The organism is Mesorhizobium sp. AR02, from assembly GCF_024746835.1.
GTDB lineage: Bacteria > Pseudomonadota > Alphaproteobacteria > Rhizobiales > Rhizobiaceae > Mesorhizobium.
This window is the reverse complement of the sequence record NZ_CP080531.1, coordinates 4,311,660-4,331,613: the sequence shown is the minus strand read 5'-3', so window position 1 is coordinate 4,331,613 and position 19,954 is coordinate 4,311,660. Positions and strand designations below refer to the sequence as shown.

The following is a 19,954-nucleotide window of genomic DNA, read 5'->3' as shown; positions in this document are numbered from 1 at the left end:
ATCAGAGTCTTGCCGGCCGCCTGAGGTCAAGGGTCATCGGGAAATCTTCCGCCGGTTGTTCCTCGCGCAGCACATAGCCTGATGGCGTGTGACCACGCGGTTCGAAGCGTGCAAGCCGCCGTGCCTCCGCCTCGTTGCCGTTGACCGGAAAGGTGTCGTAGTTGCGCCCACCGGGATGCGCGACATGGTAGACGCAGCCGCCGACCGCCCGCCCCGACCAGCGGTCATAGATATCGAACACCAGCGGCGTGTTGACCGGCAGCGCCGGATGCAGGCCCGAAGCAGGCTGCCAGGCCTTGAAACGCACGCCCGCCACCGCCACCTCGCGGTTGTCCGTCACCTTCATCGGCACGATGCGGCCATTGCAGACGATGGCGTGGCGCTCCGGGTTCAGGCCTTCGGTCTTGACCTGCAGCCGTTCGACCGAGGAATCGACGAAGCGCACCGTGCCGCCGATCGCACCTTGCTCGCCCATGACATGCCATGGCTCCAGCGCCTGACGCAGTTCCAGCTTGATGCCGGCGTGCTGGACTTCGCCGCAGAAGGGAAAGCGGAATTCGAGCTGCGCGTCGAACCATTCGGGGCGGAACTCGAAACCGTTGAGCTTGAGGTCGTCGAGCACGTCGAGAAAATCCGCCCAGACATGATGCGGCAGCATGAAACGGTCGTGCAGCGACGTGCCCCAGCGCACGAAGCGGCCGTCGAGCGGGTTCTTCCACGTGCGGGCAACGATCGCCCTGACAAGCAATTGCTGCGCCAGCGACATGCGCGCATTGGGCGGCATCTCGAAGCCGCGGAACTCGACCAGGCCGAGCCGCCCGGTCGGCCCATCCGGCGAAAACAGCTTGTCGATGCAGATTTCCGAGCGATGCGTATTCCCGGTGACGTCGGTCAACAGGTTGCGGAACAGCCGGTCGACCAGCCACGGCAAGGGTGCCGCGCCCTGGTCCGGATGCGGCACCTGCGCCATGGCGATTTCAAGCTCATAGAGCGAATCGTGCCGCGCCTCGTCGAAGCGCGGCGCCTGGCTGGTCGGGCCGATGAACAGGCCGGAGAACAGATAGGACAGCGAGGGATGCCGCTGCCACTGCAGCACCAGGCTCTTCAGCAGATCGGGCCGGCGCAGGAACGGGCTGTCATTGGGCGTAGCACCCCCCACCACGACATGATTGCCGCCGCCTGTTCCGGTGTGGCGGCCATCGATCATGAACTTGTCAGCGCCAAGCCGCGTCAGCCGCGCTTCCTCATAGATCGCCGTGGTTGTCGCCACACAATCCTGCCAGTTGGCAGCCGGATGGATGTTGACCTCGATGACGCCGGGATCGGGCGCGACGCGGATGACGTTGAGGCGCGGATCATGCGGCGGGCCATAGCCCTCGATATGCACGGGTAGGCCGATGGCACGCGCTGCATTCTCGGCGGCGGCGACCAGTTCGAGATAGTCTTCCAGCGCCTCGACCGGCGGCATGAACACGCAGAGGCGCCCATCGCGGGGCTCGACCGAAAGCGCGGTCCGCACCGCGCCACCGATCTCGGTGATCTCCTGTTCGACCCGATCCTGCTGACCAGTCGCCGCGGTAAAGGACGCCGCCTGCTGGCGGCGCGCCATTTCATCGGCGCCTTCCAACTCGGCTGGCGCGGCGGTGGGGAGGATCGCCTCACGCGCCGGCAGCGGGCCACGCGGCAGCGACGGGTCGACCGGCACGATGTAGGGGAACTGCGCCGGCGGCACATAGGGCAGCGTGCCCAGCGGCAAGCGATAACCGACCGGTGAATCGCCGGGCACCAGGAACAGCCGGCCGCGCCGCGTCTTCCATTTTTCCGAACGCCAGCGCGGTCCCGACGCCTGGCTGTTCCAGCGCTGCACCGGCAACACGTAGCCCGACGGCTTGGTCAGCCCGCGTTCGAACACGCGCGCCATGCGGCTGCGCTCTTCCGGGTCTTCCAGCTTGGAATTGGACGGATCGACATTTTCCGGCAGCTTGCCTTCCTTGAGCAGCCACTCGGCCGGATCCTCATAGGCTTCGCTGACCATGGTCTTGTCGATGCCGAGCTCGCCAGCGATAGCTGTCAGCAGGCTTTCGGCCTGTTTCGGGCCGATATCGGCCGAACTCTTTTCGCGCGCGATCAGCGACGGATCCCTCCACACCGGCTGGCCATCGGCACGCCAGTAGAGCGAGAAGGTCCATCGCGGCAGGCTCTCACCGGGATACCATTTGCCCTGGCCGTAGTGCAGGAAACCGCCCGGCGCGAAGCGCTCGCGCAGCTTGCGGATCAGCGCGTCGGCCTTTTCGCGCTTGGTCGGCCCGACGGCAGCGGTGTTCCACTCGGCGGACTCGAAATCATCGATCGACACGAAGGTGGGCTCGCCACCCATCGTCAGCCGCACGTCGCCGGCCGCAAGTGCGGCATCGACCTTGTTGCCGAGTGCGTCGAGCGCCTGCCAGCTTTCATCCGAGAATGGCTTGGTGATGCGCGGATGCTCGGCGATGCGGTCGACCCGCATCTCGAAGCCGAACTCGACATTGGCGAAGCTCGCCATGCCGGAAATCGGTGCCGCATTGCGGAAATGCGGTGTCGCGGCAAGCGGCACATGGCTTTCGCCAGTGAGCAGGCCCGAGGTCGGATCGAAGCCGATCCAGCCGGCGCCGGGAAGATAGACCTCGCACCAGGCATGCAGATCGGTGAAATCGACTGATGTGCCGGCCGGGCCATCGAGCGCGACGAGGTCGGGCTTGAGCTGGATCAGATAGCCGGAGACGAAGCGGGCGGCGATGCCGAGATTGCGCAGGATCTGTACCAGCAGCCAGCTCGAATCCCGGCACGAGCCCTTGCGTGCGGCCAGCGTTTCTTCCGGCGAGAACACGCCGGTCTCCATGCGCACGATGTAGGCGATCTCGCGCTGCAGCCTTGCATTGAGATCGACAAGGAAATTGACGGTGTTTTTCGCGCTGGTGTCGACGGTTCTCAGGAAGGCCGAGAGCAGCGGCCCTGCCGGTTCCGGTGTCCGGTAGATAGCGAGATCATCGCGTATCTCTTCCGGATACTCGAACGGAAACGTCTCGGCCGACGGCTCGACGAAGAAATCGAACGGATTGTAGACCGTCATATCGGCAACGAGGTCGACCTCGATCTTCAGCTCGCTTACCGGCTCCGGGAAGACGAAGCGGGCAAGGAAGTTGCCGTAAGGATCCTGCTGCAAATTGACGAAGTGGTTCGCCGGCTCGACCTTCAAGGAGTGGCTGAGCACCTTGGTACGGGAATGCGGTGCTGGCTGCAGCCTGATGATCTGGGGCCCGAGAACCACCGGCCGGTCATATCTGTAGTGGGTCAGGTGGTAGACGGCTGCCAGAATTGCCATGGGGCCCCGAAGATCGGCGTTTCAAACAAATTCGCCGAACCCTGACACATCTGCCGGCCATTCTCCAAGCACAGATGTTGCGGTGCACCTAATTTAAGCAGCGTTGCCGGCTAAGCTGTGTCGAGATTCAGGTCAGGCCGAGTCGAAAACGGCTGATACCGAGAACCGGAGCGGAGCGTACTTTTGGGTACGTGAGCCCCGGAAGCGGAGGTATCGGTCGTTTGCAGGCCGGCCTCACCTGAATATCGGCGCAGCTTTAGAAGAAGGCCTGAATGCCCGTCTGCGCCCGTCCCAGGATCAGCGCGTGCACGTCATGCGTGCCCTCATAGGTGTTGACGGTCTCCAGATTCTGCGCGTGGCGCATGACGTGGTAGCCGATCTGGATGCCGTTGCCGCCATGCATGTCACGGGCCTGGCGGGCGATGTCGAGCGCCTTGCCGCAATTGTTGCGCTTGACGATCGAGATCATTTCCGGCGCCATCTTGCCTTCGTCGAGCAGCCGCCCGACGCGCAACGATGCCTGCAGCCCGAGCGCGATCTCGGTCTGCATGTCGGCGAGCTTCTTCTGATAAAGCTGCGTGCCGGCCAGCGGCTTGCCGAACTGCTTGCGGTCGAGACCATACTGGCGGGCGCGATGCCAGCAATCTTCGGCGGCTCCCATCGAGCCCCAGGAAATGCCGTAACGGGCCCGGTTGAGGCAGCCGAACGGGCCGCCAAGGCCCTTGGCATTGGGCAGCAGCGCGTCCTCGCCGACCTCGACGCCTTCCATCACCACCTCGCCGGTGATCGAAGCCCGCAGCGACAGCTTGCCACCGATCTTCGGCGCCGAAAGGCCCTTCATGCCCTTTTCCAGCACGAAACCGCGGATCTCGTCCTTGCCGTTCTCGCCCTTCAACTTCGCCCAGACGACGAACACGTCGGCGACCGGCGCATTGGAAATCCACATCTTGGAGCCGGAGAGCTTGTAGCCATTGGCGGTCTTTTCGGCGCGCGTCTTCATGCCGCCCGGATCGGAGCCGGCATCCGGCTCGGTCAGGCCGAAACAGCCGATCCACTCACCGCTGGCGAGCTTGGGCAGATACTTCTTGCGCTGCTCATCCGAGCCATAGGCGTAGATCGGATACATCACCAGCGACGACTGCACCGACATCATCGAGCGATAGCCCGAGTCGACACGTTCGACTTCGCGCGCGACCAGCCCGTAGGTCACGTAGTTGGCGCCAAGCCCACCAAACTCCTCGGGGATGTTGATGCCGAGCAGGCCGGCATCGCCCATTTCGCGGAAGATCGCGGTGTCGAAAGTCTCGTTGAGATAGGCGTCCTCGATGCGCGGCGCGAGCTTGTCGGCGGCAAAGGCCGCCGCGCCGTCGCGCACCATGCGCTCTTCTTCCGAGAGCTGGTCCTCGATCAGGAACGGGTCTTCCCAGACGAATGCATTCTTGTCGGCGGCCATGGCTTTTCGGTCCTCAAACGGGTGAAGCCCGGCTTATCGGCCCGTGGCCTGAAAAAATCAAACGAAATTGCTTCACGGATCAATGAGCGTTAGTAATGGGTCATGAGTGTTCAGCGCCGCCTCCTGCCCAACATCAGTGCCCTCGCCGCCTTCGAAGCGGTGGCCCGTCTTGGCAGTTTTACCGCCGCCGCCCAAGAACTGGATTTGACCCAGGGCGCCGTCAGCCGGCAGATCAGACTGCTCGAAGACCAGTTCGGCCGCCGATTGTTCGAGCGCGACAGCCGCAATGTCAGGCTGTCGACGGCGGGCGAAATCTATGCCGAGGCGGTGCGTTCAGCCCTTGGCCAGTTGCGCGACGCGGCCCTCGGATTGATGAGCAATCGGCATAGTGGCATCCTGAACCTCGCCATTTTGCCGACCTTCGGCACACGCTGGCTGATGCCGATGATCCCGGACTTTGTCGAAAACAACCCCGACATCACCATCAACTTCGTCACCCGCGTCGGCCGCTTCGACTTCGCCAGGGAGAGGCTGGATGCCGCCATCCATTACGGCCTGCCGGACTGGCCGGAGGCGGACTCCACACTGCTGGTGCGCGAAACCGTGGCGCCGGTGGTGTCGCCCGCATTCCTCGCTGGCCGCGCCATCGCTGCGGCGGCCGACATCGGCCGCCTGCCGCTGCTGCACATGGCAACGCGCCCCGGCGCCTGGACGGAATGGTTCGAGCACCAGGGCCTGAGCGCGCCGACCGGACCGGGCATGCAGTTCGAACAGTTCGGCACCGCCGCCCAGGCCTGCATGGCTGGGCTTGGCGTGGCGCTGCTGCCGCTGCTCCTCATCGCGGGCGAACTACAGCGCGGCCAACTCGTGCCGGCACCCGGCCAGCCGATGCAAAGCCGCAGCGCCTATTACCTCGTCGTCCCGCACGACAAGCGCGGCCATCCGCCCGTCGCCAGTTTTCGCGACTGGCTGCTGGGCCAGGTCGAGAAGGAGCCGGCTGTTCTGGCTTGGTAGGCTACTTCCGCTTCAGCGCATCCGCCAGCGCCGCGCCGAACGCGCCTTGCTGTGCGGGCCGCTCCGGCTGGCGCTGCGGTGTTGGCGAGCGCGGCGCCGGTCTGCCGCCACCATTGTCGCGCGGCCCGCCTTTCGATGCGCCACCCTCGCCGCCATCCTTTCGCATGGAAAGCGCGATGCGCTTGCGCTTGATGTCGACGTCGACGACGCGCACGTTCACCACGTCGCCGGCCTTGACCACCTCATGCGCGTCCTTGATGAAACGGTCGGCGAGTTGCGAGACATGCACCAGCCCGTCCTGGTGGACGCCGATATCGACGAAGGCGCCGAAGGCGGCGACATTGGTGACGGTACCTTCGAGCAGCATGCCGGGCTTCAGATCCTTGATGTCATCGACGCCGTCGGCGAAGGTCGCCGTCTTGAAGCCGGGGCGCGGATCGCGGCCGGGCTTTTCCAGTTCGGCCAGGATGTCGCGCACCGTCGGCAGACCGAAACGCTCGTCGACAAAAACGCGCGGGTCGAGTGCCTTGAGCGCCGCGCTGTCGCCCATCAGCGACCGCACATCGCGGCCGCAGGCGGCGACGATCTTCTTGGCCACACCATAGGCCTCCGGATGCACCGACGAGGCATCGAGCGGCTCGCTGCCATTGGCAATGCGCAGGAAGCCGGCGGACTGTTCGAACGCGCGTGGTCCAAGCCGTGGCACCTTGAGCAGGTCCTTCCGGCTGGCGAAGGGGCCGGTCGCATCGCGATGCGCGACGATGGCGTCGGCGAGCGAGGCGCCAAGGCCTGATACGCGGGCCAGCAGCGGCGCCGAGGCAGTGTTGAGATCGACGCCGACCGCGTTGACGGCATCCTCGACCACCGCTTCCAGTGAGCGGCCGAGCCGATACTGGTCGACATCGTGCTGATACTGGCCGACGCCGATCGATTTCGGTTCGATCTTGACCAGCTCGGCAAGCGGGTCCTGCAGGCGCCGCGCGATCGAGACTGCACCGCGCAGCGATACGTCGAGACCGGGGAATTCGGCCGCCGCCGTTGCCGACGCGGAATAGACCGAGGCGCCGGCTTCACTGACAATGACCTTGAGCGGCTTCGGCCCGCCATCGGAAGGCATGTCGGATAGCATGTCCGCCACCAGCTTCTCCGTCTCGCGGCTGCCTGTGCCGTTGCCGATCGAGATCAGCTCGACCTTGTGCAGGCGGATGAGCTTGGCGAGTTCCGCTTGCGTGCCGCGCACATCGTTCTTCGGCGGGAACGGATAGACCGTCGTCGTTGTCAGCACCTTGCCGGTGCCGTCGACCACCGCCACCTTGACACCGGTGCGGATGCCGGGGTCGAGCCCCATCGTCGGCCGCGAACCAGCGGGAGCGGCCAGTAGCAGATCCTTCAAATTACGGGCAAAGACATGGATCGCCTCTTCCTCGGCCCGCTCGCGCAGGTCGCGCATCAAATCGAGCGTCAGGTGCAGCGAAAGCTTGATACGCCAGGTCCAGCCGGCGACGTCCATCAGCCAGCGGTCGCCCGGCAGGCTGCCACCGATGGCATAGGCATTGGCGATCATTCGCTCAACCGGCTTCACCGGCGACGCGTCATCAGCGTCGACCTCGATGTCGAGCGACAGCACCTCCTCATTGCGGCCGCGCAGCATCGCCAGCGCGCGATGGCTCGGCACATTTGCCCAGCGCTCGACATGGTCGAAATAGTCGGAAAATTTCGCGCCGGCCTCCTGCTTGCCGTCGACCACCCGGGCGCGCATGAAGGCGCGTTCCTTCATGTAGGTGCGCAATTTGCCGACCAGATCGGCATTCTCGGCGAACTGTTCCGACAGGATGTCGCGCGCGCCTTCAAGTGCCGCCTTGCCATCGGCCACCTCCTCGGTGACATAGGCCAGCGCCAGTTCGGCGGGCACCAGTGAACGGTCGTTGAGAATAGCTTCTGCCAGCGGCCCCAGCCCGCGCTCCCTGGCGATCTCGGCCTTGGTGCGGCGCTTGGGCTTGTAGGGTAGGTAGATGTCTTCGAGTTCCGCCTTGGTGACAGCGGCGGCGATCTTGCCCTCAAGCTCGGTGGTCAGCTTGCCCTGCTCACGGATCGAACCCAGGATGGTGTCACGGCGCGCATCGAGTTCGCGCAGATAGGCAAGCCGCTCGGCAAGGTCGCGCAGTTGCGTGTCGTCCAACCCGCCGGTGACTTCCTTGCGGTAGCGCGCCACGAACGGCACCGTCGCGCCCTCGTCGAGCAGTTCAATCGCCGCGGCCGCCTGTTCGGGCCGCGCTGCGATCTCGGCGGCGATGATGGCTGCGATGCGCTTGATGTCGGATGCCATGTCATTCCCACTCTTGTCGAAAAGAGCGGCGACCATAGGCGCAGATGCCTGCGCCGCCAACCGCGACGTTTTCAACCGGCGCAGGCGGTCCACAAGAAAGCATGCGGCAACGGAAACCGCCGCGGTTCAGACCAGTTGGGTCAGCACCTCGAAGAAAGCCACGATTTCGAGATCCAGCGGATCATCCACCGGCTCCGGCTGCGATGACATTTTGGCGATCACCACTTCGGTCCTGGGATCGACATAGAGCCATTGGCCATGAATGCCGATGCCGCAATAGGCGCCGTTCTCGTGTCCGGTCTGGTACCATTTGTTGCGGTAACGGCCTTTTGGGAACAGCGGCAGCATGGCGCCGCGCTGCCAGGCTTCCGAGCTGCCGCCGGTGCTGACCGTGTCGCGCACCCAGGCTTCCGGCACGATGCGGCGGCCATTGACTGTCCCGCCTTGCCGCATCATCTCGCCGATGCGCGCCAGGTCGCGCGGCGTCACCGAAATGCCGCCGGCGGTGCGTGCCGTGCCTTCCATGTCGACGCCGATCGAGGCTTCGCTGATGGCACCCAGTGGCAGCCACAATTTCTCGCGCATCAGATCGGTGAAGCGCTGGCCGGACGCGCGCTCCAGCAGCAGGCCGAGCAGGTCGGAATTGGGCGAGCGGTAGCGGAACGTCTGGCCATGCGGCTCGGCAAGCCGCTGCAGGCTCAGGATGAATTCGCGCAGGCTTTCGGTGCCGCCGCCCGGGTTCCACAGCGTGGCGCGGCGGTAGCGGGCAAAGGCGCTTTCAGGGTCGAGATAGGCTTCCTCGAAATCGAGGCTGACGCTCATGTCGAGCACATGCCGGCAACTCGCATCGCCATAGGCCGAGCCGGCAGCTTCGGGAATATACTGCGTCACCGGCGCTTCCGGATCGAACGTCCCCTCGCCTTCCAATATGCCGGCGATGATCGCGGTCACCGACTTGCTGACCGAAAAGATGATGTGGCGGGCGCCGAAATCCATGTGCGGCGCGAACCAGTCGCCAATGATCTTGCCACCCTTCATCATCGTCAGCGCGTCGGTGCTGGAGCGCGTGAGGAATTCGGCCACCGTCTCCGGCGCGCTGGCCACCGAAACCTTTTCGCTGAGCAGGCCGCCCATATCCCGCACGGGTGCTTCGATACCACCCGAAGCCGCGGCCACGCGCGCCGTTGGCACCAATTCGCCAAGGTTCTGGAACGACGATCGATTGAACGGGTTTTCCCGCCAGTTGCCGAGCAACACCTCATTGCGGCGGAAGCCGTAGCGAGTCTCGAACGCGGTCTTGCCGGTCATGGCGTTTCCTTCCAGGTCGTTTCTTGTGGGGGCTCAACTCAGTGCGGCGGCGATGGCGTGCACGGCCTTCAGCGTCGCCGCGGAATAGGCGAGATTGCTGAAATCCGGCCAGGTCGAAAGCTTCACCACGACCATTCCTGTGTTCCAGTCGATGTGGATCATCTGCCCGAACACGCCCCGGCACATCAGCGCGCGCGAACTGGGATTCTCGATCCAGAACTGGTTGCGGTAGCTGCCCTCGGGCAGGCTGGTGGAGAAATCCGGCCCGTGCCTGCCATTGCGCGTCGCCTCGATCCAGTCGGCCGGCACGATACCGCCGCCATTGTCGAGGATCATCTGGCCGAAGCGGCCATAGTCGCGCAGCGTCGCGTTGAAGCCGCCATCGGCCAGCGCATAGCCGGCGCTGTCGACAGTGAAGCAGGCGCTTTCGTCAGCCCCGAGCTTTTGCCAGAGTTCCTCGGAAACCAGTTGCGCCAGCCGCTTGCCGGTCACCCGCTCCATAAGGAAGGCGAGCACGTCGGTCTCGATCGAGCGGTATTCGAACGCCGCACCATGCGGGCGGACCGTGTCCTTCAAGCCCAGGATCAGCTCATACATGTGCGAGGGCCAGCGAAAGTCCGGATCGCTGCCCGGCGGCACCGGCTTCCAGCCGGTGGCGACATCGACCTGGCCGATGTCGGAATAGCGGTCGGTGTATTCCTCGGAGAACCGCACGCCCGTCGTCATGTCGAGCACATGCTGGACGCTGGCGCCGGCCCAGCCGGTGGCGCCGAGCTCCGGCAAATAGTCGGTGACCGGCCTGGCCGGATCAATCACGCCGCGTCCGGCCAGTATGCCGAACACCGAGCCAGTGATGGACTTGGCCATCGACTGCGACAGATGCAGCGTGCGCTCATCCATGCCGTTGAAATAGCGCTCATAGGCAATCTTGCCGTTCTTGAGCACCAGAAACCCATCCGTATAGGTCTGGTCGAGCAGCCCGGCGAGCGTCGAAGGCCTGCCCTCGCTGTCCTCGACCGCCAGCCCGTCGAGATCGGCCTCGGCGCGTTCGAGACGACGGCGATGGCCGTTGCCGCGCCAGACTTCGGTGGTCGGCAGGATTTCCCTGATGTGCTGGAACGCCCAGCGGTTCCATGGCGGCCGGTCCCAGTCGAGCCTTGGCGGCACCAGGGCGGGCGGCGAGCCCTGCATGATCGGCGGCCGCGGATCGCTGTTGCGATAGGAGTCCATGAAAGGCCATTCCCGGAAAAGAAAAGACCCGGCGGCGTGTGCCGCCGGGTCCGTCATGCAGCGATTACTTCTGCAGTTCGGTCCAGATCTTGGTGTAGATGTCCTGGATTTCCGGTGCGCACATCTTCTGGAATTCGCCTTTCGGCTTGGCGTCTGCCGGAATGACGACTTCCGGCGCATCCTTCATGTCGGCCGGCATGTACTTGTCCGAGCCGGTGATGGCGTTGGCATAGCGGTGGAAGGCCGAGAGGCCGGCCGCGTTTTCCGGATCCATGATGAAGTTCTGGAACAGCTTGGCGTTGTCGACGTTCTTGGCTTCCTTCAGAACGACGACGTTGTCGCTCCACAGGCCGTAGCCTTCCTTCGGATAATTGTAGTGGATAGCCGGATTGGCCAGCCGCTGGCGCAGCGCCGAACCGTTCCAGTCGCTGGTCGCCTTGAAGTCGCCGGCGCCCATCTTCTCGATGGTGTTGTATTCCATCGCGATCCAGTTCGGCTTGGCGGCTACGAGCGTGTCACGCACCTTCTTCAGCACCGCCTTGTCGTCGGTGCATTGCTGGCCGCCGACATATTTGATAGCCGCGAAGATGACGTCATTCATCTCGGGAACGACGTTGACCTTGCCCTTCAGCTCGTCCGGCGTGTTGAAGATGATGCCCCAGCTGTCAGCCGGCCCCTTGTAGGTATCGGTGTTGACGACGACGCCAACCGTGCCCAGCGCCCACGGAACGGAATATTTGCGGCCGGGGTCGAAGTCAGGATTGGCCCATTCCGGCGCGACGTTCTTGAAGTTCTCCATCTTGCCGGGATCGGTCTCGAGCACGAGACCTTCCTTGATCCAGATCGGCACGTAGGTCTGCGAAGGCACGGCGATGTCGAAGCCGGTGCCGCCCTGCCGGACCTTGGCGAGCGCGGTGTCGTTGGAATCGTAGTCGGTGATGGTCACCTTGATGTTGTATTTGTCCTCGAACTTCTTGATCACATCGGGGCTGGTGTAGTTGCCCCAATTGTAGATGTTGAGCACGCCGTCGGCGCGGGCAAGGCCGGTCGAAGCGAGCAACGCCAACCCCATGGCGGTCGCTGTTGTCTTCCAGTTCATCGTTCTAACTCCCATTTCAGGTTCAGTCTCGTTTCCTGCTGACGAAGAAAAACAACGTGACGATCGCGACCGAAAGCAGCAGGAAAGCGGTCGATATCGCGTTGATCTCGGGTGTTATGCCGCGGCGGATCTGGCCGAGCATGTAGGTGGGCAGCGTGTCCTGGCCGCCCGATTTGACGAACTCGGTGATGACGACGTCATCGAGCGAGATGACGAAGGCCAGCATCAGGCCGGCGAGGATACCCGGCCACAGAAGCGGCAGCGTGATGCGGCGGAAGGTCTTCCATGGCGTCGCGTAGAGATCGGCTGCGGCGCGTTCCAGCGTCAGGTCCATATTCTCCAGCCGCGCCCGTATCGGCAGATAGGCAAAGGGAATGCAGAACGCCGTGTGCGCGGCGACCAGGTAGCCGATGCCGGAATAGCCGGTGAAGATCTTGATGCGCGAGAAGAAGATCAGCAGCGCCACGCCAGTGACGATCTCGGGCACCATCAGCGGCTGGTTGATCGCCGCATATTTGAAGGTGAGGCCGGGATAGGAGGCGGTGCGCGTTGTGGCGAGCGCCGCCATGGTGGCGAAGATTGTCGACAGCACCGCCGCGATCGAGCCGATCTGGAACGAGCGCAGCGTCGCATCGATGACCTGCGTGTTCTGGTATGCCGACTGGAACCATCGCAGCGAAAAGCCGCCCCATTCGGATGTCGAGCTCGCTGCGTTGAAGGCGTAGATGACCAGCACGATGATCGGCAGATAAAGCACGACGAAGCAGGTCGCCGCGATCGTCGTAAAGCCGGGCTGATGCTTGATGGAGAAGTTGCTAGCCATGACGCACCCCCGACTTGCCGGCATTGCGCACATAGGCAAGCAGCGCCACCATGACGATGATCATCACCGTGATTGAAAGCGCCGAGCCGAGCGGCCAGTTGCGACCCTGCCCGAACTGCAATTCGATGAGGTTGGACAGCATCATGTTCTTGCCGCCGCCAAGCACGCTTGGCGTCACATAGGCACCGAGGGCTGGAATGAAGACAAGGATGGAGCCGGCGATGACGCCCGGTTTGACCAGCGGGAAAATGATCTTCCGCAGCACCTTGAAGCGCGTCGCGTAGAGATCATAGCCCGCCTCGACGAGGCGGAAATCGAGCTTCTCCATGCTGGCGTAGATCGGCAGCACCATCAGCGGCAGGTAGACATAGGCCATGCCGATCAGGATCGCCGTGTCGGTGTAGAGGATCTGGATCGGCGCCGAGATGACGCCGAGCTTCAAAAGGATGGTGTTGATGATGCCCTCGTTGCGGATGATCTGCAGCACGGCGAAGGTGCGGATCAGTAGGTTGGTCCAGAACGGGATGGTGATCAGGAACAGCCAGAGATCCCTGGTCTTTTCGCTGCGCGTTGCCATGAAATAGGCGGTCGGAAAGCCGAGCGCCAAGGTGGCCAGCGTCGTCACCACAGCAAGCTTGATCGAGCGCCAGAAGATGGTGACATGCGCCGCCGCGAGCGAAAGCGTGTCGTCGAAAATGTCGCGTTCCAGGAACACCGATGTCCAGGCGTCGGACGAGAACTGCCATTTGACGTCGCCATAGGCGCCCGGCGTCAGGAACGAGTAGACGAGCACGATCAGCAACGGGCCGGTCGCGGCGAGCAGAATGACCAGCAGCGCTGGTGCTGACAGAAGCCAGCGGTCACGGACATCACGCCGCTCCGCTGCCTTGGCGACTTCTTCCGCGGTGGCCATCAGTCCCTCAGCACTTGCGCGGCATCGTTGCCGATCAGGATGCCGACCTTGTCGCCGCGCTCGAAACCGCAGCCTGCGCTGCGCGTGTTCTGCTGGCGCACGGTGAAGGCCTCGCCGCTGTCGAGCTGGACATGGATATGCGTGTCGGTGCCGAAATAGACGATGTTTTCGACTGTGCCCGACAGATCGCCCTTGTCCTTGGTCAGCTTGGCATGCTCGGGCCGCACCACCACGGTGGCGTTGTCCTTCGGCTGGAAGCCTTCGGCAACGGTCGCCTCGATGGTCGTGCCGGATTTGAGCGTCGCGCGCGTCTTGCCGTTGCCGGTGCCCGATATGGCGGCGGTGAGGAAGTTGGTTTCGCCGATGAAGTCGGCGACGAAGCGTTCCGCCGGCTTGTCGTAAATATCCCAGGGCGAGCCGACCTGCAGGATCTTGCCCGACGACATCACAGCGATGCGGTCCGACATGGTCAGCGCTTCTTCCTGGTCGTGGGTGACGAAGATGAAGGTGATGCCGGTCTCATGCTGCAGCCGCTTCAACTCGATCTGCATCTCCTTGCGCAGCTTGTAGTCGAGTGCGGAGAGCGGTTCGTCGAGCAACAGCACTTTCGGCTGCGGCGCGAGCGCCCGGGCCAGCGCCACGCGCTGCTGCTGGCCACCGGAAATCTGCGCCGTGCGGCGGCCCGCCAGCGCTTCCATCTTGACCAGCTTGAGCATCTCGGCGACGCGCGCCTTGATCTCGGCCTTGGGCTTGCCGAGCATCTCCAGGCCGAAGCCGATATTGTCGGCCACGGTCATATGCGGGAACAGCGCGTAGGATTGGAAGACGGTGTTGACCGGCCGCTTGAAGGGCGGCAATGGCGCGATGTCCTGGCCGTAGAGCAGGATTTCACCGGCGGTTGGAAAGTCGAAGCCGGCGATCAGCCGCAAAAGGGTGGTCTTGCCGCAGCCGGACGGCCCCAACAGGGTGAAGAACTCGTTTTCGCGGATCGATACCGAGACCGTGTCGAGGGCCGCGACCTGCCCCTCACCCGATCCGAAAATTTTGCTGACGTTTACTACTTCAATCGCATTCCGATCCGGTTTGTCCGGCACGATTACGCCTCACTGTTGACCCCGCTCTTGCTGGCGGAGCTGTTCCCCTGTTCGATGTGACCACACGCCCGGTAGGTTGGCAAGCCCGGCATTGAATCACAGTTCAGTCAGTCACTCGGCTTAGCAAGCCGCATGCCATTGTCAGGCCTGATAGGTGACCTTGCCACCGCAGATGGTCGTCACCGGGCGCAGCTTGTGCAGGTCGGCCGGCGCTGTCTTCTCGATATCGGCCGACAGGACCACCAGATCGGCCATATAGCCTGATTTCAGCGTGCCCTTGCTGTGCTCGGCGAATTCGGCATAGGCGCCCTCGACCGTGTAGGCGGCGAGCGATTCATGCAGCGAGAAACTCTGGTCCGGGTCGCTTTCTGCCCATGGTTTGCGCATCACTGCCACCTGAATGCCCAGGATCGGGTCGATCGGTGACACCGGCCAGTCCGAAGCGAAGACGACATGCGCGCCGGCATTCTTCAAGGTGCGCCAGGCATAGCTCAGCGGCCAACGGGCCGGTCCGATGCGCGACACGGTCGGCTCCAGCGGGAAATCCATGGCGCCGGGCGGATGCGGCGGCTGCATCGAAGCGATGACGCCGAGTTCGGCAAAGCGCGGCACGTCCGATGTGGTGGTGACCTCAATATGTTCGATGCGATGGCGGCTGTCGCGCTTGCCATTGGCCTTTTGCGCCGCCTCGTAGCCGTCGAGCACGGCACGCACGGCGCCATCGCCAATCGAGTGGACCGCGATCTGCAGTCCGCGCCTGTCGATGGCGACCGCCAGATCGATGAACTGCTGCGGCGTGAACAGCGGCTCGCCGACCCAGTCGGGTCGATCGGCATAGGGCTCGATCATCACCGCCGTCCAGGAATCGAGCACGCCGTCGTAGAACACCTTGACCATGCCCGAAGACAGCCACTCGCTGTTGTAGCGCTCGGCCATGACAGACGCCTTGTCGAGTATGTCGAGCGTCATGAAATTCTTGTAGTGGAAGGGTATCTGCACGCGGCAGGGCAAGCCTTCCTCGGCCTCGATCTCGGCCAGCAGCTCGAGCTGGTAGAAATTGCCGTCCATGTTCTGGATCGAGGTGATGCCGTGGCGCGCGCACCAGGCGAGCCCGCGCCGCATGATGTCGCGGTCGGCGGCGCGTTCGGCGGCGGACGGCATCGGATCCGGCTCGCCGCCGGTCGCCAGCCCCAGCCGCACCCTGCCCTCGCCGGCAAGATCGAGCACAGGGCCGAACGCCTCGCCTTCGCGCAGTTCGCCGGCTGCCAGCCCATCGTCGCCCATGACGATCTCGTTGCCGGGACCAAGCGTGCGGCCCTGCAGGATACCGGCCATGTCAAGCGCCTTGGTGTTGGCCCACATCGTGTGATGATCGGGTGCCGCCATGCAGAAGGGGCGATCCGGCAGGATGGCGTCAAGGTGATGCCGCGTCACCCGCTCGTTGCCGAGCACGGTATAGTCGACGCCCTGCCCGACCAGCATTTTTGCGTCGAGCTTTGTCGATGCATAGTCGCGGATCGCCTTTTGCAGCGCCTCGAAGCCATGGACACCGCCAAGCTGAAGATGCGCGAGTTCGGCCCCTCCCGAGAACAGATGCATATGAGCTTCGATGAAACCGGGCAGGACCGAACCGCCCTTGGCGTCGATCACCTGTGTGGCCGTCCCCTTGAGCTCTTCGATTGCAGCGCGGCTGCCGATGGCGACGATGGCGCCGTCCTTGACGGCAACGGCCTCGGCGGCGGGATTGTCATCGTCCATGGTCAGCACACGACCATTGATGACGATCAGATCCGCACTACGACCCGCACCCGTGACAGACATCGCGACTCCGCGCTTTTGATGACCGATTGAGACCGACAATCCTGCGCTCAACGACCTGCCACTCCACCGGAGCGGCGCCACGGAACAAAAACGATGCCAGTCCGCTGCCTTCGAAATTCCCCTTGTTATCCCTGGGGACAGCGTGGATAAAGAATGCGACTGATTATTCGCGTTTGTCAACATGCGGAATTTAGAATGTATTGTGGACAGCCCCCTGCGCTTGTGTTGAGACCAAGCGGGGAACGAGGACATCAAGCAGTGAAGCGCAGTCTCGATCGCAAAACCAGGATAGCGCTCGAGCCGCGCAAGCAGCCGCGGCAACAGCGGTCGAGCAAGGTGGTCGACCGGATTCTCGACGCCGCGCTGATCTTGACGCGGGAGCAAGGAACCAGGACACCGACGACGCTCGCCATTGCGCAGCGCGCGGGCCTGTCGGTCGGATCGATCTATCAATATTTTCCCAACAAGGAAGCCATTCTTCTGGACCTCGCCCGGCGCTGGCTGTCCTCCTTCCCCGAGGTGATCGAGAAGCGCATCAAGGTTCCCCGGCCCACCAACCGCGACGAGTTTCGCCAGGAAGTGCGCAAGCTCTTTATCGACACATCCAGTATCTATCTCGAGAACGCGACCCTGATGCCGGTGATCGAGGCCATTTCAGGCAACGCCGATCTCAGGCCTATCCAGGACGAATATGACGAGCAGATCATCGCGCTTTACGCCGCCTGGCTGCGGCATGTGAATCCTGCTCTCGAAGACAAGATCGCCAAACGGCTCGGCCTGGTGATGATGGAGGTCGGGCACGCCTGCCGGCTTGTCGGACTGAAGAGAGATCGCAGGACATTCGACCTCATCGAGGACGATGTCGAAGCCATGTGGCTCGCTCTGGTGAACCCCTATCTCAACCTTGACTGATTTCGCATTTCGAGAGGAACTTTATGAAGACTGTCTATTCGCCGCTTCATGCTGGCCATGCCGGCCAGATGGAACTGGTTACATCAGCCATCGTGCCGGGTTTTGAAAAACCCTCGCGGGCCGAGTTCATCAAGGCGCGGGTCGAGAGCGAGAAGCTCGGTCCGATCGTCCTGCCGCTCGAGTATGATCTTGCCGCCGCCAAGCGTATCCACAAATCAGACTATATCGACTTCCTGCCGACAGTCTGGCCGCAATGGGTGGCCTCCGGTCACGAGGGCACCGCCATGCCCTTCACCTGGCCGACGCGCGGCCTGCGCGGCGACGTGCCGCCAAAGCGCGTCGATGCGCTGCTCGGCTACTATTCCTTCGATGCCGGCGCCACTTTCGTCGAAGGCACCTGGGCCGCGATCAAATCGTCCTATGACGTGGCGCTGACCGCAGCCGGCCTGGTCAAGGGCGGCGAGAGCTCGGCCTTTGCGCTCTGCCGCCCGCCTGGCCACCATGCCGGCGCCGGCTTCATGGGCGGCTATTGCTACATCAACAACGCCGCTGTCGCCGCGCAATGGTTCCGCGACCAGGGCGCCAAACGCGTCTCCATCCTCGACGTCGACTATCACCACGGCAACGGCACGCAGGAGATCTTCTATGACCGCGCCGACGTCCAGGTCCTCAACCTGCATGGTGATCCCCTGGTCGAGTATCCGTTCTTCCTCGGCCATGCCGATGAACGCGGAGCGGGCGCGGGCGAAGGTTTCAACATCAACTACCCCATGCCCTTCGGCACCGGCTGGGACGCCTGGAATGCCTCGCTGGAGGATGCCTGCGCCAGGCTCGCCGCCTACGCACCCGACATCGTCATCGTCTCGCTCGGCGTCGACACTTTCGAGAAGGATCCGATCAGCCAGTTCAAGCTGAAAAGCCCCGACTATCCCAAGATCGGCCGCCGCATCGCCAGGCTTGGCCTGCCGACGCTGTTCGTCATGGAAGGCGGCTATGCCGTCGAGGAGATCGGCATCAACGCCGTCGGCGTTCTGACCGGTTTCGAGGACCGGTAAGGCTGCCGCCGGCACGCGGCTGGTAAACGACGGGCACGAGAAAAAGGGCGGCATGGCCGCCCTCAGACTGCTGACAAACCCCTGGCATTTGCCGGGGGTTTTTGATTCACTGGGTCATGTTGAAGCGACCCGCCCCTGAACAGACCGCGCTTGAGATGGTAACGCTGGATCAGCTGGTTCCGGCTGATCACCTGTTGCGCAAGATCGACCGTGTGATCGATTTCTCCTTCATCCACGATCTGACGGCGCCACTCTATTGCCCGGACAATGGCCGGCCGCCGCTCGATCCGACCTTGATGTTCAAGGCGCTGTTCATCGGCTACCTGTTTGGAGTTCGCTCGGAACGGCAGTTGGTGCGCGAGATCGAGGTCAATGTCGCCTATCGTTGGTTTTTGCGGCTGAAACTGACGGACAAGGTGTTCGACGCCTCGACGCTGTCGCAGAACCGGCGTCGACGCTACGACGACACCAGCGTGTCGCAGGCGATCTTCGACCGTATCGTCGAGCAGGCGATCCGAGCGGGCCTTGTCGATGGCACGGTGCTTTACACCGACTCCACCCATCTGAAGGCCAACGCCAACAAGGGCAAATACGATCTTGCCATGATCGCCAAGTCGCGGGCCGACTATTGGGCCGACCTCGATCGTGCGATCGACGCCGAACGAGGGCTGCACGGCCAGAAGCCGCTGAAGGAGAAGCAACGCCAGCCCGCGGTGAAGGAGACGAAGGTATCGCGCACCGATCCCGACAGCGGCTACATGGTGCGCGAGGGCAAACCGAAGGGCTTCTTCTATCTCGACCACCGCACGGTGGATGCGGCCCACGCCATCATCACCGACACGCACACGACAGCGATCGTCCACGATTCTACGGTCTACCTGTCGCGGCTCGACCGCCAGGTGGAGCGCTTCGGCTTTGATGTCGGCGCTGTCGGGCTGGACGCCGGCTATGCCACGGCCGGCATCGCCAAAGGGCTGGAGGATCGCGCAATACGCGGCGTCACCGGCTATCGCCGCCCAACACCGCCCAAGCCTGGCATGATGGGACCGTCATCCTTCACCCATGAGCCCGAGACCGATGGCTATCGCTGCCCACAGGGCCAGTTGTTGGCCTACGCGACCACCGACCGCAATGGCTACCGCCATTACAAGAGCGCCCCCGCTATCTGCCGCGACTGTCCACTGCTCGCTTCCTGCACCACCAATGCCAAGGCCCAGCGCACCATCATCCGCCACGTCTGGGCCGATGCCAAGGAACGCACCGACGCCAACCGGCTGACGGCGTGGGGCAAGGCCGTCTACCGCCGCCGCAAGGAAACTGTCGAGCGCTCCTTCGCCGACGCCAAGCAACTGCACGGCCACCGCTATGCCCGGTTCCGAAGTCTCACCAGGGTAGCCTGCCAGTGTCTGATCGCCGCCGCAGCCCAGAACATGAAGAAGATCGCCCTGGCCCTCAGCCCAAGGCCAAAACCCCGCCTCGCATGAGGCAGGCAACCCTGACAAACGCTGCTGACGGCCGAAAATCCTGACCCACCAACCCCATAAG

At 63.5% G+C, this 19,954-nt stretch carries 14 protein-coding genes; 4 read left to right on the top strand and 10 right to left on the bottom strand.

Going from position 1 to position 19,954, the window contains the following annotated elements; translation table 11 throughout:
• Position 1: 1 nt before the first annotated feature.
• Complete coding sequence (locus DBIPINDM_RS25125; protein ID WP_258581733.1) at positions 2-3,361, bottom strand: DUF2126 domain-containing protein; 3,360 nt, start codon at positions 3,359-3,361, stop codon at positions 2-4.
• 256 nt (positions 3,362-3,617) lie between these two features.
• Positions 3,618-4,814: an acyl-CoA dehydrogenase gene (locus DBIPINDM_RS25120; protein ID WP_258581732.1), complete on the bottom strand. Its 1,197-nt coding sequence runs from the start codon at positions 4,812-4,814 to the stop codon at positions 3,618-3,620.
• Between the two features lie 102 nt (positions 4,815-4,916).
• Here DBIPINDM_RS25120 and DBIPINDM_RS25115 point away from each other — a divergent pair, with 102 nt between their 5' ends.
• Complete coding sequence (locus tag DBIPINDM_RS25115; RefSeq protein ID WP_258581731.1) at positions 4,917-5,828, top strand: LysR family transcriptional regulator; 912 nt, start codon at positions 4,917-4,919, stop codon at positions 5,826-5,828.
• A 1-nt stretch (position 5,829) separates the two neighbouring features.
• Here the strand turns inward: DBIPINDM_RS25115 and DBIPINDM_RS25110 are convergent, their stop codons facing one another.
• The 8 genes from DBIPINDM_RS25110 to DBIPINDM_RS25075 all read right to left on the bottom strand — a co-directional run bounded on the left by DBIPINDM_RS25110 (position 5,830) and on the right by DBIPINDM_RS25075 (position 16,442).
• Entirely contained in the window at positions 5,830-8,154 is a 2,325-nt protein-coding gene (locus DBIPINDM_RS25110) for a Tex family protein (protein ID WP_258581730.1), read from the bottom strand.
• Between the two features lie 126 nt (positions 8,155-8,280).
• Positions 8,281-9,462, bottom strand: a complete 1,182-nt coding sequence (locus DBIPINDM_RS25105) for a serine hydrolase domain-containing protein (protein WP_258581729.1) — start codon at positions 9,460-9,462, stop codon at positions 8,281-8,283.
• Positions 9,463-9,495: 33 nt separating this feature from the next.
• Positions 9,496-10,692 (bottom strand): serine hydrolase domain-containing protein, encoded by a 1,197-nt coding sequence (locus tag DBIPINDM_RS25100; protein ID WP_258581728.1) that lies wholly within the window; start codon positions 10,690-10,692, stop codon positions 9,496-9,498.
• Positions 10,693-10,756: 64 nt separating this feature from the next.
• Positions 10,757-11,791, bottom strand: a complete 1,035-nt coding sequence (locus DBIPINDM_RS25095; protein WP_258581727.1) for an extracellular solute-binding protein — start codon at positions 11,789-11,791, stop codon at positions 10,757-10,759.
• A gap of 22 nt (positions 11,792-11,813) precedes the next feature.
• Positions 11,814-12,614, bottom strand: a complete 801-nt coding sequence (locus DBIPINDM_RS25090; protein WP_258581726.1) for an ABC transporter permease — start codon at positions 12,612-12,614, stop codon at positions 11,814-11,816.
• Positions 12,607-13,527 (bottom strand): ABC transporter permease, encoded by a 921-nt coding sequence (locus tag DBIPINDM_RS25085; protein WP_258581725.1) that lies wholly within the window; start codon positions 13,525-13,527, stop codon positions 12,607-12,609. Before DBIPINDM_RS25085 ends, DBIPINDM_RS25090 begins: the two co-directional genes overlap by 8 nt.
• Positions 13,527-14,621, bottom strand: a complete 1,095-nt coding sequence (locus tag DBIPINDM_RS25080; RefSeq protein WP_258581724.1) for an ABC transporter ATP-binding protein — start codon at positions 14,619-14,621, stop codon at positions 13,527-13,529. The genes DBIPINDM_RS25085 and DBIPINDM_RS25080 overlap by 1 nt, the downstream gene beginning before the upstream one ends.
• 141 nt (positions 14,622-14,762) lie before the next feature.
• Complete coding sequence (locus DBIPINDM_RS25075) at positions 14,763-16,442, bottom strand: amidohydrolase (RefSeq protein WP_258581723.1); 1,680 nt, start codon at positions 16,440-16,442, stop codon at positions 14,763-14,765.
• 258 nt (positions 16,443-16,700) lie between these two features.
• On the opposite strand from DBIPINDM_RS25075, the gene DBIPINDM_RS25070 reads away from it, so the two are divergent.
• The 3 genes from DBIPINDM_RS25070 (at position 16,701) to DBIPINDM_RS25060 (ending at position 19,893) form a co-directional block, all read left to right on the top strand.
• A complete protein-coding gene (locus DBIPINDM_RS25070; RefSeq protein ID WP_258581722.1) occupies positions 16,701-17,354 on the top strand; it encodes a TetR/AcrR family transcriptional regulator in 654 nt (217 codons plus the stop codon).
• 23 nt (positions 17,355-17,377) lie between these two features.
• Positions 17,378-18,409, top strand: coding sequence for a histone deacetylase family protein (locus tag DBIPINDM_RS25065; RefSeq protein WP_258581721.1), 1,032 nt, complete (start codon positions 17,378-17,380; stop codon positions 18,407-18,409).
• Between the two features lie 116 nt (positions 18,410-18,525).
• Positions 18,526-19,893, top strand: a complete 1,368-nt coding sequence (locus tag DBIPINDM_RS25060) for an IS1182 family transposase (RefSeq protein ID WP_258581702.1) — start codon at positions 18,526-18,528, stop codon at positions 19,891-19,893.
• The last annotated feature ends 61 nt before the right edge of the window (positions 19,894-19,954 follow it).